The following is a 14,660-nucleotide window of genomic DNA, read 5'->3' on the forward strand; positions in this document are numbered from 1 at the left end:
ATTCGATTACGGTGGTAAATGCGCCCGGAATTGTAGACGAACACTATCCCGACTGGGTGGGGGTTGGCTTAATCAATCATGGTGCGGATTTGCATCTGTTTGGGCATGGGGCGAGGATCGCTCAGGTGATGTATCTGGAAGTGTGTGTGGCACAGGAGCGAGTGGTAGAAGCGTTAACGACTGTGGGCGAGCGCAAGGGTGGTTTCGGACATACAGGTGTTTAAATCTCTACATTAATTGATCCTGTTTTAACTTTGCCAAAGCAGCTTCAGCAGCCTGTTTCTCGGCATCTTTTTTGCAACGACCTTTACCTTCCCCACAGAACTTTTCACCCACATAAACCTTTGATCCAAATTCTGGACTATGATCCGAGCCACCTATTCTATCGGTGACATACTTAGGTAACATTGTAGTGTTCTGCCGTACAAATACCTGAAATTCACTTTTTGGATCTCCAGTAGAATTAGAAACGCCAGCTCTTTCAGGCACAGAATCAAATAGTTCGTAAATCGAATAACGAATTGCCTCAACATCGCAACCTGCATCTAAATAAGAAGCCCCCACAACTGCCTCGAAAGTACTACTTAACAAATTTGGGTTGTGAGAACCACCCTCTAGCCTTGAGCTTTGGCAAAATACTCGATCGAGGTATAAATTCGATATGACCGAGCATCTGCAAGTTGGGATCGATATTGGTGGCTCAAAAATGCTGCTACTGGCGTTGGCGGAGCCTCTCAGAATGAGAATCGTTGGCGATCGTCAGATTCGCGATCGAATCGCCACTGGCAAAGATTTTGCAGCGGCGGATGTTCAAGCCGAGATCGAGCGATTCGTTCGCACTTTACCGACTCTACCTCGATCGATCGGCATCGCGATTCCGGGATTAGTCGATCGGCACGGTGTGGTTATTGCTTGTGATGTTTTACCAGAACTAGTTGGTTGGCAACCTGTGCGCGCTCTGTCGTCGATTTGCAGCGTCTATGCGCTCAATGATGCCGAAGCTGCCCTCCTGCAAGTAGTCGCAGATCTCCAGCCCCAGAAGGTTATCGCTGTGGTGATGGGTACGGGAATTGGTGCCGCGATCTGGATAAATGGCACGATCTTCCGAGGTGCCAGTGGCTGGGCGGGAGAGTTGGGGAGTATGCCGATGGGCGATGGGCGGACACTGGACGAGTGTGCAAGTGGTGCGGCAATCTTGAGGGAATTAGGCGTCAGCGTCGAGGTGCTAGACGGTATGGTTGCTGGGGGTGAGATCGTCGCACTTGAGACGATCAAGCAGGCAGGATCGGCATTAGGCATGGGATTGGCGACTCTGATTAATCTCCTTAATCCTGACGTGATCGTTCTTGCGGGTGGGACATTGCGGTGGCGAGGCTATTTGGAAGCAGCATTTCAAAGTGCCCAAAAGTATAGCCTACCGGATCTCTGGGCGGCATGTCAGATGCAAACCAGTCCGCATGGTAGCGATCTAGTCGCGTTAGGCGCAGCAAGGATTTCCGGCAGAATTGATCGAGATTGACCGATGCGATCGATTTGTCGTGTGACAGATAATTTACGAAAGGCTCGATCGTTACCGAAATTCACCACAGTTTTCTTCACCTACAATAAAACTAGCTCCCAGTCCTCTAGTCCCGTCGCCCCACATTCCCAATGTATCTATCACAGCTCTGGAAATTCTCGCGTCCCCATACGATTATCGGGACTAGCTTGAGTGTATTCGCACTCTACACGATCGCGATCGCGACCACGCATAGTCAGATTTCCTGGCTGAGTATCGGCCAACTTGCAGGAGCTTGGATTGCTTGTATCTTAGGTAATATTTATATCGTCGGGTTGAATCAACTGTATGATGTCGAGATCGATCGAGTCAATAAGCCCGATTTACCGTTGGCTAGTGGAAAATTATCGATTAATCAAGGTCAATGGATTGTCGGGGTGAGTGGTATTCTCGCGATCGCTATTTCACTCTTTTTAGGTAAATGGCTATTTGCGACTGTTGCGCTAAGTTTGGCGATCGGTACTGCTTATTCCTTACCACCAATTCGCTTCAAACAATATTCATTACTCGCTGCAATTTGTATTTTGACTGTTAGGGGTTGTATTGTTAATCTAGGACTATTCTTGCATTTTGATCGACTATTTACAGGTGTAGATACTGTACCGCCGAGTATTTGGGTGTTGACGCTATTTATTTTGGTGTTTACAATTGCTATTGCTTTGTTTAAAGATGTCCCCGATCTTGAAGGCGATCGCCAGTATCAAATCGAAACTTTTACGATTGTCTTTGGTAAGTTGACAGTTTTCAATTTGACGCGGTGGGCAATTACGATCGCTTATCTCGGCACGATCGCGTCAGGAATATTGATGCCAGGGAGTATCAATACGTGGTTTCTAGCAATCTCGCATACTGGTTTGCTGGGTTTTTTGTGGTGGCGTTCTCAAGATATCGACTTAGAACAGAAAGAATCGATCGCGGATTTTTATCAATTTATCTGGAAATTATTTTTCTGGGAATACTTAATTTTCCCGATTGCTTGCTTTGTAAATTAGGCTTTAGATTTTAGGTTTTAGGAGAATATGGTTTGCAGATACCGCATAGTGGCTATCATTGGAATGGTGTCGATCCGGATTTTTTTGAGGGGTGGTATTTTCGGGTAACTTTGCCGAAAATTGGGGAATCATTTGCATTTATGTATTCAATTGAAGATCCGTTAGGGAAGAGCGATCGCAGTGGTGGGGCGGCACAAATACTGGGGATTAATGAGCAACATTTAATCTGTACTTTTCCAGATGTTCGTAAGTTTTGGGCGGCTAAAGATGGTCTGGGTTTAGGACATTGGGGCGAGACTAATTTAACAATAGAACCGCAATTACTCGCGATCGATGAATTCGATCGATCTATTACCGACGGCTATCAAGTTACTGCAACTCTTCATCAAGGAGCTTTACCCTCGCAAGATTGTCGCTGGTGCTATCATACCGTCCCTGTTTATAGCTGGGGACAGCCCCAGCAAACGCAACAAGCCACAGCGGGGATATTGTCGTACTTGCCGATCTTTGAACCGGGCTGGCAGATTCTGATGGCGCATGGTTTGGCGACAGGTTGGATTGAGTGGCGGGGCGAGCGTTATGAATTTACCAATGCGCCAGCCTACAGTGAAAAAAATTGGGGTCGATCGTTTCCGCAGAAGTGGTTTTGGGTGAATTGTAATAGTTTTGATGAGACGGTGGGGTTGGCGATTACCGCAGGTGGTGGGCGACGCAAGGTATTGTGGATGACGGAAGAAGTGGGGCTGGTGGGGATTCATTATCGCGACCGATTTTATGAATTTGTGCCGTGGAATTCGCAAATAAGTTGGCAAATTCAACCTTGGGGTGAATGGCGCATTCAAGCGACTAGTCAAGATTTTCAGGTCGAATTAATTGGGATGACGGATTTACCAGGAACGATGGTAAATACACCTACTGATCGGGGTTTAGTGATGTGTTGTCGCGATACGCTTAAGGGGGTGTTATCGATCGATCTCCAGACGATTCAGGGCGATTCCATTATCAAAGCTAGTAGCAATAATGCTGGCTTGGAAGTTGGTGGCGACGGTTGGGATCGAGGTTGGGTGAAGTGATTTAGGTGGTTTTGTCGCTGACTAGACAACCATCTTCCATGTGGATGATTCGATCGGCAACGTCGAGAATGCGGTTGTCGTGAGTCACCATCAGGATCGTGCAGTTTCGGTCTTGGGCGAGTTTTTGCATGAGGGTGACGACTTCGCGACCGGATTTACTATCGAGGGCGGCGGTGGGTTCGTCGGCGAGGATCAGTTGGGGTTGGGCGACGAGGGCACGGGCGATCGCGACGCGCTGTTTTTGGCCGCCGGAGAGGAGATCGGGGTAGTAGTGGGTGCGATCTCCTAAGCCGACGGCGGAGAGGGCTGCGATGGCGCGGGTTTGGCGATCTTTGATGTGGGGATGGAGTTTGAGGGGCATGGTGACGTTTTCCCAGGCGGTGAGGCTTTTGAGGAGGTTGTGGGCTTGGAAGATGTAGCCGATGTTGCTGCGGGTTTGGACTAGTTGGGTTTGTTTGGCTCCGAGGAGTTGGCGATCGAGGACTTTGAGGCTGCCGGTTTGCATGGAGCGGAGGGCACCGATCAGGGTTAGTAGGGTGGTTTTGCCGCTGCCGGATGGTCCGGTGAGGATGACGATCTCGCTGGCGGAGATTTGGAGGTTGATGTCTTTGAGGACTGGGATTTGGAGGTTGCCTTTGCCGAAGCTATGGTGGAGGTTTTGGATGTCGATCGTTGGTGGGGTTGGCATATTTCCGGCTCTTGGTACTAAGCTTATGGGCAAACGATCGATACTTGTTTGATGCGGTTTTCTTAGTGGGGGCAGAACCCGGATCTGGGGGTACCGACCCCCAGTCCCCCCGTTGAGGGGACGGGACGCCGCCCCTCAAACTCCCCTCCGTAAGGTTCGATCTGTGTGAATCGGGGTGGGGGTCGTAATGGCGATCGCACAATCGACCTTTGGGGGCTTTCGGACTAGAATTTAGCAGCGACTTAGTTTTGTTACTATTCACTATTCACTATTCACTATTCACTCCCCGCTCCCCGCTCCCAACCTAAAACACATCCGCCGGATCTGCTGCCCGTACTTTGTTGGAGGCGATCGCTGCTGAAATCAAGCACATGGCTAGGGTGAGGATAAAGACGGTGATGGCTAAATTTACGGTCATGATTAGTTCTAGTCGGGTGAGGTTGGTGAGGAGTTGGTACATGCCGAGGGTGGCGATGAAGCCGGGGATGTAGCCGAGGACGGCGAGGAAGAGGGCTTCTTGGAAGATGACGAGGAGGAGGGAGCGTTGGGAGTAGCCGATCGCTTTGAGGGTGGCGTATTCGGAGATGTGGTCGCTGACGTCGCTGTAGAGGACTTGATAGACGATCGCGACGCCGACGATGAAGCCCATGATGGCTCCGAAGTTGAAGATTGTACTGCTGGGATTGGTGTCTTGAAATTGGAGTTCTCTGGTTTGTAGTTCTTGATGGGTGAGTACTTTGATGCCAGGGACGGCTTGTTCGATGCCGAGTTTGAGGGCGATGAGGTTGGTGCCTGGTTTGACGCGAATGACACCGAGGGTTACTTGTTCGAGGGCGTTGCTGCCATACAGCTCGGCGAAGGTGCGATCGCTGGTGATGATATTGCCTTCACTCAGAAAGAAGGAGCTGCCGAGATTGAATAAACCATTGACTACTAGTCGTTGATTGTTTAACATCGCGGATGTAGTTGGTTTGGTGGCCATGAGTGCGGGAATCGGCCCTAGTTGAGATCGCGATAATCGATCGAATAATGCTGTGAATGGTTCGCGCAGTTTAGGTTGTTGTTGAGTGACTTCGGGCAAGTCGAAGATTTGAATTTGGGGATTGTAGGCAAACACCCGCGTCTCATAGGAGATGGTTTCTTTGTCATAAGCCCAAGTACCGTATTTGAGATAAAGCGGTTCGGCGGAGATAATCCCATCAAAGGCGGCTGCTTGATAAAGTCGGGTGCGATCGAATGTGCTAAATGAGTTAATCAATTTAGCTTCGGAATTGGTAATAAATAAATCTCCTTTTAAATGTTTGGGCAACAAAGTGGCACCACCAGCAAAAAGATTGACAAATCCCAATTGCATGAAAATCAACACGTTCGCAAATGCAATCCCACCCATCGCCACACCCGTACGCACTTTTTGATGCGACAATTGCGCCCAAGCCAACGGCCTTTCCCGCCCCGAAAAAAGTTTTTTCATCACTATCAACTATCCACTATCCACTATCCACTATTCACTCCTCCCAACTCCCAACTCCCAACTCCCAACCCCCAACTTCCTACCCCCCAATCGGCAGCCTCACCCGCACTTGCATATTCGTCAACTTGGCAACTTTCGGACTATCTGTTGGCGCAATTTCAATTTTCACAGCGATGACTCGGCTTTCTTTATCGGTGGTAGGATTGTTACCGCTAGCTTCTTGGGTTTGTTTGCGACCGACTTGGAGGCCGATTTGGGAGACAGTGCCGCGCAGTTCGCCTGCAAAGCTGTTGTATTCGCTAGCAATTAACGCCGATTGCCCTTGGCGAATTTTATTGATGTCGATTTCGGCAATCTCTGCCATGACATACATTTTATTTGTTTGGGCGAGTTCAACGATACCTTGAGTGGTGTTAACTTGTTCGCCGATGCGGGTGTTGATTTTAAGTATTTGGCCGGCGACGGGTACGCGGACTTCTGAGTCGCGGAGGTTGGCTTGTTTTTGCTCGACGGCAATTTGGGCTTTTTCGAGTTGGGCTTGGGCGAGGCGGATATCGCTGGGGCGGACTTCGCGGAGTTCGGCTAATTTGGCGCGTTCCCGATCGATTTCAGCATTGAGGGTATTGATGGTTTGGTCTAGTTCTGCTTGCTTTTGGTTGACTGTTTCCCGTGCGGTTAAGAGTTCGGTTTTGAGTTTATCCAGTTGGGCGGTGACTGCTAGCTTTTTCTCCTGGAGATTGGCTTTGGCGGCTGCTAAATCTTCGCCAGCTTTATCGAGTTGGGTTTTGGTATCGATGCCGCGTTCGCGGGCGGCTGCTTGGGCGGAGATGAATTCTTCTTGGGATTTGTCCAAGCTGGATTTACTAATTCCGCCCGATCGATAGAGCGTTAGCTTGCGTTGGTATTCAGCTTGGGTGTTGGCGAGTTTGGCTTGAGTGCCGAGGGTATTATTTCCAGATCGATCGAATTGGCTGCGGCGGCGATATTCAGCTTCCGCATTCGTGAGTTTCGCCTGGGCGGTGAGTAAGCCCAAGCCTTGTCGATCTGCTGTTAATTGCCGTTGATAGTTGGCTGCGGCATTTTGGAATTGGGATTTGGCACCAACTAGAGCGGCTGATTGTTGGGTACGCGTACTGGTAAGTTGGGCTTGGAGCCTGGTGAGGACGGCATTCTGGGCGGTAATTTGCGATTTTTTAAAGTCACCTTGGCTGACTTTCCCCAGTTCGATCTGCCGCAGTTTGACGTCGGCTAGCGCATCGCGGACTTCTGCTTGTTTACGATCGATCCCTTGGAGGATGGCAATGACTTGGTTCTGTTTGACAAAATCGCCTTCTTTAATCAAGATCCGATCGACCCGACTATCCTGGGCATTAGCCACAGACAGTTTGATGACTTCGCCATTGGGTTGAATCCGCCCCAATGCGACTACCGCATTGGGTTTCGCGGGGGCAACTTTGGTGGGTTGTTCGGTGCGGCCAGCCGCACAGCCGGATAAAAGGATCAGTAATCCACAAGTTGTCAACGCAAGGTAAGCTCTCATGACCTGAGCATAATCGATGATGTCGATCTTATACTACTCTCCCAGGTCATCAATTTGTTATGACTTTGGTCATAGGTTTAGTAAAGCTACTATGTTGCTAGGATCGAATTAGATATTTAGACTGGTGAATAGTGAATAGTGAATAGTTGATTGCGTGTGTTAATTAGACAGCTAAATCTTGAAATAGTTTATCGATTTGCGGTGTCAATTCATCATTGAGATATGCTTGGGTTTGTTGTTGAATTTGACCGATCGATCTGGCGATCGATTCATTGACGACATCAAGCAATCGATCGCAGGAAATCGCATATTTTAATTGAGTGGGTTTATCACTATCCTTCGATCGATCGAACATCCCCGTCGGGCGTACGCAAACTTCACTATAAATTAATTCTTGCTTGGGATTGAATCTCTCCCCCATACTGACAAAGTAAAAGCGATCGATGACTTTGATTATCAGCCGCTCTGTTTGAATAAAGCTATTGACATACTCACTGCTAATTACCTTCCGCGCCCTAGCCAAGGATTGGATCTGATCGCTAATCTCCTGCCGCAAGGCGATCGTAGTGCGATCGACGATCCCAATTGTGGCTTGTTGTCTAGCTAGTAATTGGTCTTTGATTTCCGTTTCAATATGATTTAAAGCTGACTCAATAAATAGTTCAGCATCTTTTTTGAAGTCAAATTGCAAAATACCCGTCGAGCTAAATTCTAATCTAGACTTGAACCAATGTACTGGATGTCGCGGGGGAAAGCCCCGCTCGTCTTCCATATTTTCGATGTGAGACGTCATCACCCGCTGCAAAAAGGGCATCCGCTCTTGTTCTTTGTCCAGTAGAAAATGGCGAAAAGATTTACTAAGCAGGTCTTGAATCTCGCCAATATCGATCCGAAATTCTTCGTCAAACATCGATTGTAACTGCTCGATCGTCGCTAGACTTTCCGCTCGGATAGCATCGAGATTGACGTCTGCAAAATCGACAGTCGATCCGGGTTGGCTCGGGTTCTGTGCTGAAGTATCGACATTGATGATTTTGCTACTATCCATTCGATCGCCTCTTGACTCCTAAAATCTCTAGATTTTACTCAAACTAATGCCGATTACTGTCATCTAGCAGCAGCTATATTGAATCGAAATCATTATTGCTAGTACTTGGCTCTTTATTTTAGCCTAATCTACTCCGCAAGTTGGCAAATAAGCGATCGACTAAATCTAGATCTTTACTACCGGGCGAGACTTCTACCCCGCTGGAGAGATCGATGCCATCTGGATGCAATTGACTCAATGCCATCTGGATATTATCGGGTGTCAGCCCACCAGCCAACAGCCACGGAATTGGTGGTGTAAATGCTGCTAAGGTCTGCCAGTCTAGAGTTTGTCCCGTACCACCAAGCGCATCGGGATGGTAGGCATCGAGCAGCAAACTATCGACGACGGGACTATAAGTTTGGATGAGTTCGAGATCGTTACTATTGCGGACGCGCCATGCTTTGATAATTTCGGTATTTGCTGGTAGAGCTTGGCGCAATTCCTGGCAAAATTCGATCGACTCCATCCCGTGGAGCTGGACACTATTGAGATTTGTTAGGGTGACGACATGAGCAATCGTCGCGATCGAGAAATCGGCAAATACGCCCACCGTATTTGCGACACTGCCAAGCTTGGCTACCAGTTCCACCAATCGTGTCAAATTGAGGTAGCGCGGCGAACTGGGCACGCAAATGAAGCCCAAATCCGTTGCCCCCATCTGCGCGATCGCGATCCCTTGGTCGATCGTCATAATGCCACAAATTTTAATCCGCATTGGTACCTCAAGGAGCCAGCTAGGTCTCTATGTTTGCTAATATTTATTAAATATTAGAACGAATTGTGGGGTTCGATCGCCGATCGACTAATAATTTCTATATTAGTTTCGAGCGAGAGTCTGATTTGTTTTGTTAAATAACTTAATTATTGCAGCGATTCCGCATACCGAACCGTGGCGATTGACAACCGCAATATTAATGATTATTTGTAACTTGTTGGCGATCGCCATTACCTTCGGTTTGGTTCGGCTCCGCAGCAAAATTAGAGTTGCCAATCCTGACGATGAATCCATTCCGGCAAGAGTCTTTGGTTTACCAGAACTATTTGCAGCTATGAGTTTTGGGCATGTAATTGGAGTTGGCGTAGTGCTAGGATTAACGAACATCGGTATAATTTAACAAGGCGCAAATTTATTCGATCTATGTTGTTGTGACGATCGGTAGGTTAATCGATCGTCAGTTACTAAAAGTTATCATTCAATCTAGATAAAATACTTTAAGCTGTTAATAGTTCTATTATTTTAGGAGTAAATCATGTTAGATTCGATGTTCTTGCTAGCAGAGATCGGTCCAAAAAGCCAAACTTGGTCGCCAACGATCGCGATCGTGATGACCGTTGGTACCGTACTAGGCATCTTAGCCGCAGGTGGTGCTAAAAAAGCTGGCCCCAGCCTGTTTGGTGGTTTCACAGCAGGTCAAGTGCTCGGTGGTGCCTCATTCGGGCATGTACTGGGTGCGGGCGCGGTACTCGGTCTAACTCGCCTGGGTATCATTTAGTTTAAATCGATTGCCTCGGCTACATCAATCCCTCGATGACCCTACAGATTCAGTCGAGGGATATTTTGTGAGATCGAAATCCCTGTAGGGTGTGTTATCGCGAAGCGTAACGCACCAACTCTAAGCTGTTACAAGAGCTATTACACGATCGGATCGTGAACGGTCACGAGTTTCGTCCCGTCGGGAAATGTCGCCTCGACTTGGACATCATGGATCATTTCGGAAATCCCTTCCATTACATCATCGCGCGCGAGCAATGTCTTACCATAGTTCATCAACTCCGCTACAGTTTGCCCATCCCGCGCCCCTTCTAAAATTGCCGCTGAGATATAGGCAATCGCTTCAGGGTAGTTCAGCTTTAGTCCCCTCGCTTTGCGGCGTTCGGCCACCAAAGCGGCGGTAAAGATTAATAGTTTGTCTTTTTCTTGAGGGGTAAGCTGCATGGTAGGTTTTAGGTTTTAGGCTTTAGGTTTTAGGCTTTAGGCTTTAGGAAGGACAAGATAATTTTAGTTGAGCTAACCACTAACCACTATTCACTAATTCAAACTATTGCCACACTCGTAAATGAATTGGTGGACTTTCCAGAAATGAGTGGCGGAGGAGGTGCCAGACAGCGGTAAACCAGCGACGGACTTCGGTGGTAGAGTCGCCGCGATAACGACACAATAGACCCTCTGTCAGACGGGTGACGCCCATTTTACGAGGATCGCCATCGAAGAGCGATCGAGCTGAGTTGACAAGATCTTTGCTCACCATTCGATCGGGTGAATCTAACGATCCTACCCCAATCCAGGCCAGAGTACCGACGATCGGATAGCCAGCCAGAGTATTCGCACTATCGATCGTCTCATCCCCGACTAATAACTGTCGATCGATCCAAATCGGCATATCTTGGCGATAAACTTCGGTCGCCGATTTCCAGATGCCATGGGTAAATCTTTCCCCTCGCGCCGTGCGGCCAAAGCGAGTTATCTCCCAGCCCAGCCAACTTGCTGTTGCCGCGAGATTGACTTGTAACTGCTGGTGAAAGATCGCCCTGTCAAAGACGATCGTTTCTTGTGGCAACCATTCCAGACAGGCATGTTCGCCGATGTTTTGGACGATTTTTTGGGTCGCGATCGCGCCATTACTCCCATAGATTTTACCAGCAGCAGCAGTGGTAATCACCGCACGAGCTTGGGACTGGAGATCGATATCGATGTTTAACTTATCGCCGCCGACAATCCCACCAGCGGTATGCAGGATCGTATTGTGACAGATTGCGGTGCTTTCAGGATAAAACGATCGCTGTACCTTCAGCGGTGCGATACCTTGGTGCTCGATGGCTTGCGTTTGCCCCTGCTGATGACGATAAGTTAGCTGTAAACGTCCTTGCCAACCAGGAAAAGAGTCAGGGCTGTGTTGAATCATCGACATCATCCACTTCGACTTCGATTAACGGGGCATTTTCCAACAGAAATAATCGTGCCAATTTGTCGTAAACACCCGCGCCAATATACATCGGATAGGTATGCGATCGACTGTAGATCCAGATTAATTCCTCGCCATCAAAAATCCGCACATCGCGCGCGAGGCTTTTGCACTTGGCTTTGAGCGAATTTCCGGCATCCAGGGCATCCGTCCATCGCTCGAATTGACGATCGTAATCTTTGGCAAATACTCTAAACATGAACTCGACGATCGATTAGTTGTGAATCTAGTGGTTCGACTAAAGATGCATTGCCTCCAACCTGGCAATTCTAGTATGCTGGGAATAGCAGTAATTTAGCACGGTCGCGCGATGCGGTAGCTGGGGTCTTACCCTTCTCAAGCCTATCTTATCGAGCAACGATTTAATTAACCTCCTACCCATTTTTTTAGATATTAGATCATTATGTCTCTATTTCGTCCGCTGATCTCCCTGCTCCTGGTATTGGTGTCCGTCCTCGTCGTTAGCTGTGGTGATGGTTCTCAAGTCAAGGCTCCGACTTATAGTGCCGCCCAATTGACTCAGATTCAAACTACTAGCAAAAATATTGCCGCATTGACCGATCGATTGCCAGAACTCGCAGCTTTCATTCAAGAGCGCGATTGGAATAATGTCAAATCTTTCATTCATGGCCCCTTGGGCGACATCAGAACCCGGATGTCTGGTTTGTCCAGAGAGTTCTTACCTGGCACCAAAGAGCAAGCTCTAAAAATCAGCAAAGAAATCTTTGAACATCTCAACAAAATTGATGCAGCCGCTGACGATAACGACTACAAGCTGGCAATTCGCAACTATGGCGAAGCTATCAAAGATTTGGCAAGTTTTGAGAAACTGATTCCGCAAGCGTAGGGATTATTACTGCCACAATTCAGGGTACCCACAAGGGGCACCCCTACACTATTGCTGGTAGGGATGCACCTTGTGGGTACTCTTGTGTATCTGCGATCTTACTGCTGTCCAGGTAATAGTTCGATCAAACCAGCTAACATGCTAAAGCTGTTGATTTTTATTTATTAGCCCGACCAGCTCTGACAAGTAGATCTATTATCAATTATCAATTATCAACTAATTTAAATGTCTACCAGCATTAGTATTATCGGCTGCGGCATTATTGGCGCGACAATTGCTTATGAACTGAGTCGATCGACTAATGAATGTACGATCGATGTTTATGATACCCACCAGCCCGCCCAAGCCGCGACCGGAGCAGCTCTCGGCGTGATGATGGGGATTATCTCTCAAAAGGTCAAAGGCCGCGCGTGGAATTTCCGCAAAGAAAGTATTCGGCGTTATCAAACCTTGATTCCCGAACTCGAAGCAGCCACAGGTGAGAAAATTCCCCATAATTCCCAAGGTATTATCAAACTATTATCACCTGAAGAAGATCTGAGTAAATGGCAGCAATTAATTGCTACTCGTACCGAGCAAGAGTGGCAATTAGAATTGTGGAATGCGCGCAAAATAACCACCCAATTGCCCCAAATTAATCATCAATTTCGCGGTACGGCGGTTTATTCGCCTCAAGATATCCAAGTCGATCCAGTCGCCCTCACCAAGGCTCTAGTTGCTGCGGCACAGCTTAATGGTGTCAAGTTTCATTTCGATCGATCGATCGACTCTATTAAGGCAGATAACCCCCAAAGCTGCGAGCTTTTAACTGCTGACTCACAGACAATAACTACAGATCGAGTCATTATTGCTGCTGGTTTAGGCTCCACTAGTTTACTGGCTCCACACGCCCCAATTGACATTCAACCCGTACTCGGACAAGCCTTACAAATCCGGTTGCCACAACCATTAGGCAATCCTGCTTTTCAGCCCGTAATTGTCAGTGAAGATGTCAATATCGTCTCGTGTGGGGGTACTGATTATTGGGTGGGCGCGACGGTCGAATTTCCGCTCGATGGGGTAGTAACAGCACAAGCGGCGGATTTAGAAAAAGTCAAACAAATCGCGATCGAGATTTGTCCCGATTTAGCCCAGGGTGAAATTATCCGCACTTGGCAAGGATTGCGTCCCCGTCCGCAGCACCGTCCGGCACCAGTAATCGATCGAGTCGGTGCCAATCAGCGAGTATTAGTAGCCACCGGACACTATCGCAATGGCATTTTACTCGCTCCTGCCACCGCCAGAATTATTGGCGATATGTTGTCGGCTGGTTAATGAGCGATTTAATCCTGAACGATCGCCATTCCAGTTACTTTATCCAAGGCTTTTAACCTTGGCTTTGAGCGACTAATTGCTCGACTTGTCTAATCTGATTCCAGTCAATAGCTACAACCCAGATCTTCTCATCCTCTGAAAACTGAACTACCCCATCAACTTCTAAATCTTCACAATACAACATCAGCCGTTGACCGTTTTCCAGCTCCGTGTGCTGGCGTGACAAGTCTTCAATCGTGCCGATACAGTTGAGCCGCAACCGTCCCTGCTCGTCAGCATTATGAAAATCAACAAAAACTCTAGATATACTCATACACTACTCCGGTTCGCTAAGTTGCTGGGATGGTTTTGGAATCGTCGGATTCAATAGAAGACCGATCTCATCGGGTGTTAAACCTGTTAATGTTGCATGTTGTGGACTTCTGCCAGATGTTCGGATGACATCGCCCCCTGCTGCTCGAATCGCTCCGACTGTGGTTATACCTACTTGCCCGTGTGGAATCGATGTACACAATTCCTCAACAGATAACCCTTGTCCACATTCTACCGAAATTCCGGTTACACCACTGGGATGAGTTCCAATGCCCCGCCGAATATCCTCTGGGCGGTTTCGTCCACCGCGAACGACAATGGCATCATTTGGAATCCTTTCCACAATTTTTATTGAGTGTAACTTAATGACGTTTCACACTTTACCAGAAATCTCAGCGTTTGACATTAATGCACGACTAGTCAAACCCATAAATCGATTCGACCCAGGAGACACAATCCGACCGAACCCATCCTATTTACTTCTATCTACTAACTCTTTGATAATGCGCTCCTGTTCTTCTATTGGTGTATCTGCTGGCACCATCACTGCATTAAGGCGAGGACGTGCAGCAAACTCATCCCATGCTTCTATGTTATCTCTATGAGCTAAAACGTATTGTCTCAATTCGGTAAGATTCATCGCTTGAAAGTCAGGTTTAGACATTTTTGTACCTCCATAATCTTTCTCGATCGAGATTCCCAATAACAGCCTACAATTTACTCACCCGCTCCATCACGCCACCAAATGAAGCCGCGACATTGTATCCGATGCGAATGCCGAAGAGTCGAGTATTTTCATGTCTGGCATTCAG

General features: G+C 47.9%; 19 protein-coding genes and 1 pseudogene. 8 read left to right on the forward strand and 12 right to left on the reverse strand.

What is annotated here, in order from left to right; translation table 11 throughout:
• Nucleotides 1-224, forward strand: a pseudogene (locus RMO27_RS17400) (dUTP diphosphatase); the annotation flags it as partial.
• Nucleotides 225-228: 4 nt separating this feature from the next.
• Here the strand turns inward: RMO27_RS17400 and RMO27_RS17405 are convergent.
• On the reverse strand, nt 229-591 hold the full coding sequence (locus RMO27_RS17405) for a putative dsRNA-binding protein (RefSeq protein ID WP_309734817.1): 363 nt from the start codon (nt 589-591) through the stop codon (nt 229-231).
• 70 nt (nt 592-661) lie between these two features.
• On the opposite strand from RMO27_RS17405, the gene RMO27_RS17410 reads away from it, so the two are divergent.
• The 3 genes from RMO27_RS17410 to RMO27_RS17420 all read left to right on the forward strand — a co-directional run bounded on the left by RMO27_RS17410 (nt 662) and on the right by RMO27_RS17420 (nt 3,623).
• Nucleotides 662-1,519, forward strand: a complete 858-nt coding sequence (locus RMO27_RS17410; RefSeq protein ID WP_309734819.1) for an ROK family protein — start codon at nt 662-664, stop codon at nt 1,517-1,519.
• A gap of 131 nt (nt 1,520-1,650) precedes the next feature.
• Nucleotides 1,651-2,550, forward strand: a complete 900-nt coding sequence (locus RMO27_RS17415; protein WP_309734821.1) for a homogentisate phytyltransferase — start codon at nt 1,651-1,653, stop codon at nt 2,548-2,550.
• Nucleotides 2,551-2,582: 32 nt separating this feature from the next.
• Nucleotides 2,583-3,623, forward strand: coding sequence for a tocopherol cyclase family protein (locus RMO27_RS17420; protein ID WP_309734823.1), 1,041 nt, complete (start codon nt 2,583-2,585; stop codon nt 3,621-3,623).
• Between the two features lies 1 nt (nt 3,624).
• Here RMO27_RS17420 and RMO27_RS17425 read toward each other — a convergent pair whose 3' ends face one another.
• The 5 genes from RMO27_RS17425 to RMO27_RS17445 all read right to left on the reverse strand — a co-directional run bounded on the left by RMO27_RS17425 (nt 3,625) and on the right by RMO27_RS17445 (nt 9,127).
• On the reverse strand, nt 3,625-4,311 hold the full coding sequence (locus tag RMO27_RS17425) for a DevA family ABC transporter ATP-binding protein (RefSeq protein WP_309734826.1): 687 nt from the start codon (nt 4,309-4,311) through the stop codon (nt 3,625-3,627).
• Between the two features lie 304 nt (nt 4,312-4,615).
• Nucleotides 4,616-5,782, reverse strand: a complete 1,167-nt coding sequence (gene devC / locus RMO27_RS17430; protein ID WP_309734828.1) for an ABC transporter permease DevC — start codon at nt 5,780-5,782, stop codon at nt 4,616-4,618.
• A 79-nt stretch (nt 5,783-5,861) separates the two neighbouring features.
• The gene (locus RMO27_RS17435; protein WP_309734830.1) at nt 5,862-7,322 is read right to left on the reverse strand and encodes an HlyD family efflux transporter periplasmic adaptor subunit; all 1,461 of its coding nucleotides are present in this window, start codon (nt 7,320-7,322) and stop codon (nt 5,862-5,864) included.
• Nucleotides 7,323-7,485: 163 nt separating this feature from the next.
• The gene (locus tag RMO27_RS17440) at nt 7,486-8,370 is read right to left on the reverse strand and encodes a hypothetical protein (RefSeq protein WP_309734832.1); all 885 of its coding nucleotides are present in this window, start codon (nt 8,368-8,370) and stop codon (nt 7,486-7,488) included.
• Between the two features lie 118 nt (nt 8,371-8,488).
• Nucleotides 8,489-9,127 carry a phosphoribosylanthranilate isomerase gene (locus tag RMO27_RS17445; protein WP_309734833.1) on the reverse strand — a complete coding sequence of 213 codons (639 nt, stop codon included), beginning with the start codon at nt 9,125-9,127 and terminating at the stop codon, nt 8,489-8,491.
• A 130-nt stretch (nt 9,128-9,257) separates the two neighbouring features.
• Between RMO27_RS17445 and psaK the strand changes: the two genes are divergently transcribed.
• Nucleotides 9,258-9,527: a photosystem I reaction center subunit PsaK gene (gene psaK / locus RMO27_RS17450; RefSeq protein WP_309734835.1), complete on the forward strand. Its 270-nt coding sequence runs from the start codon at nt 9,258-9,260 to the stop codon at nt 9,525-9,527.
• Between the two features lie 135 nt (nt 9,528-9,662).
• Nucleotides 9,663-9,905 carry a photosystem I reaction center subunit PsaK gene (locus RMO27_RS17455; RefSeq protein WP_309734837.1) on the forward strand — a complete coding sequence of 81 codons (243 nt, stop codon included), beginning with the start codon at nt 9,663-9,665 and terminating at the stop codon, nt 9,903-9,905.
• A 140-nt stretch (nt 9,906-10,045) separates the two neighbouring features.
• Here the strand turns inward: RMO27_RS17455 and ureA are convergent, their stop codons facing one another.
• The 3 genes from ureA to RMO27_RS17470 form a co-directional block, all read right to left on the reverse strand.
• Nucleotides 10,046-10,348: an urease subunit gamma gene (ureA, locus tag RMO27_RS17460; RefSeq protein ID WP_309734839.1), complete on the reverse strand. Its 303-nt coding sequence runs from the start codon at nt 10,346-10,348 to the stop codon at nt 10,046-10,048.
• A 103-nt stretch (nt 10,349-10,451) separates the two neighbouring features.
• Nucleotides 10,452-11,315 (reverse strand): urease accessory protein UreD, encoded by an 864-nt coding sequence (locus RMO27_RS17465; RefSeq protein WP_309734841.1) that lies wholly within the window; start codon nt 11,313-11,315, stop codon nt 10,452-10,454.
• On the reverse strand, nt 11,296-11,574 hold the full coding sequence (locus tag RMO27_RS17470; RefSeq protein ID WP_309734843.1) for a hypothetical protein: 279 nt from the start codon (nt 11,572-11,574) through the stop codon (nt 11,296-11,298). Before RMO27_RS17470 ends, RMO27_RS17465 begins: the two co-directional genes overlap by 20 nt.
• Before the next feature lie 204 nt (nt 11,575-11,778).
• Here RMO27_RS17470 and psbQ point away from each other — a divergent pair, with 204 nt between their 5' ends.
• The gene (gene psbQ / locus RMO27_RS17475) at nt 11,779-12,222 is read left to right on the forward strand and encodes a photosystem II protein PsbQ (RefSeq protein WP_309734845.1); all 444 of its coding nucleotides are present in this window, start codon (nt 11,779-11,781) and stop codon (nt 12,220-12,222) included.
• A gap of 225 nt (nt 12,223-12,447) precedes the next feature.
• Nucleotides 12,448-13,536: an FAD-dependent oxidoreductase gene (locus RMO27_RS17480; protein WP_309734848.1), complete on the forward strand. Its 1,089-nt coding sequence runs from the start codon at nt 12,448-12,450 to the stop codon at nt 13,534-13,536.
• A gap of 52 nt (nt 13,537-13,588) precedes the next feature.
• On the opposite strand, the gene RMO27_RS17485 is transcribed toward RMO27_RS17480, so the two are convergent.
• The 3 genes from RMO27_RS17485 to RMO27_RS17495 form a co-directional block, all read right to left on the reverse strand.
• Nucleotides 13,589-13,849 carry a hypothetical protein gene (locus RMO27_RS17485; RefSeq protein WP_309734851.1) on the reverse strand — a complete coding sequence of 87 codons (261 nt, stop codon included), beginning with the start codon at nt 13,847-13,849 and terminating at the stop codon, nt 13,589-13,591.
• Between the two features lie 3 nt (nt 13,850-13,852).
• Nucleotides 13,853-14,191 (reverse strand): hypothetical protein, encoded by a 339-nt coding sequence (locus RMO27_RS17490; protein WP_309734853.1) that lies wholly within the window; start codon nt 14,189-14,191, stop codon nt 13,853-13,855.
• Between the two features lie 129 nt (nt 14,192-14,320).
• Nucleotides 14,321-14,512, reverse strand: coding sequence for a DUF6887 family protein (locus RMO27_RS17495; protein ID WP_309734855.1), 192 nt, complete (start codon nt 14,510-14,512; stop codon nt 14,321-14,323).
• Nucleotides 14,513-14,660 lie beyond the last annotated feature (148 nt).

Origin of the sequence: Chamaesiphon sp. OTE_75_metabat_556 (genome assembly GCF_031378165.1) — a bacterium.
In the GTDB taxonomy this organism is placed as follows: Bacteria; Cyanobacteriota; Cyanobacteriia; order Cyanobacteriales; family Chamaesiphonaceae; genus Chamaesiphon.

Excerpts from the sequence above, each read along its gene's own strand:
- psbQ (WP_309734845.1), top strand. The coding sequence starts at position 11,779 with ATGTCTCTATTTCGTCCGCTGATCTCCCTGCTCCTGGTATTGGTGTCC.
- RMO27_RS17470 (WP_309734843.1), bottom strand. The coding sequence starts at position 11,574 with ATGTTTAGAGTATTTGCCAAAGATTACGATCGTCAATTCGAGCGATGG.
- RMO27_RS17495 (WP_309734855.1), bottom strand. The coding sequence starts at position 14,512 with ATGTCTAAACCTGACTTTCAAGCGATGAATCTTACCGAATTGAGACAA.
- devC (WP_309734828.1), bottom strand. The coding sequence starts at position 5,782 with ATGAAAAAACTTTTTTCGGGGCGGGAAAGGCCGTTGGCTTGGGCGCAA.
- RMO27_RS17485 (WP_309734851.1), bottom strand. The coding sequence starts at position 13,849 with ATGAGTATATCTAGAGTTTTTGTTGATTTTCATAATGCTGACGAGCAG.
- RMO27_RS17410 (WP_309734819.1), top strand. The coding sequence starts at position 662 with ATGACCGAGCATCTGCAAGTTGGGATCGATATTGGTGGCTCAAAAATG.
- RMO27_RS17480 (WP_309734848.1), top strand. The coding sequence starts at position 12,448 with ATGTCTACCAGCATTAGTATTATCGGCTGCGGCATTATTGGCGCGACA.
- RMO27_RS17455 (WP_309734837.1), top strand. The coding sequence starts at position 9,663 with ATGTTAGATTCGATGTTCTTGCTAGCAGAGATCGGTCCAAAAAGCCAA.
- RMO27_RS17435 (WP_309734830.1), bottom strand. The coding sequence starts at position 7,322 with ATGAGAGCTTACCTTGCGTTGACAACTTGTGGATTACTGATCCTTTTA.
- RMO27_RS17445 (WP_309734833.1), bottom strand. The coding sequence starts at position 9,127 with ATGCGGATTAAAATTTGTGGCATTATGACGATCGACCAAGGGATCGCG.
- RMO27_RS17440 (WP_309734832.1), bottom strand. The coding sequence starts at position 8,370 with ATGGATAGTAGCAAAATCATCAATGTCGATACTTCAGCACAGAACCCG.
- RMO27_RS17465 (WP_309734841.1), bottom strand. The coding sequence starts at position 11,315 with ATGATTCAACACAGCCCTGACTCTTTTCCTGGTTGGCAAGGACGTTTA.
- RMO27_RS17425 (WP_309734826.1), bottom strand. The coding sequence starts at position 4,311 with ATGCCAACCCCACCAACGATCGACATCCAAAACCTCCACCATAGCTTC.
- ureA (WP_309734839.1), bottom strand. The coding sequence starts at position 10,348 with ATGCAGCTTACCCCTCAAGAAAAAGACAAACTATTAATCTTTACCGCC.
- RMO27_RS17415 (WP_309734821.1), top strand. The coding sequence starts at position 1,651 with ATGTATCTATCACAGCTCTGGAAATTCTCGCGTCCCCATACGATTATC.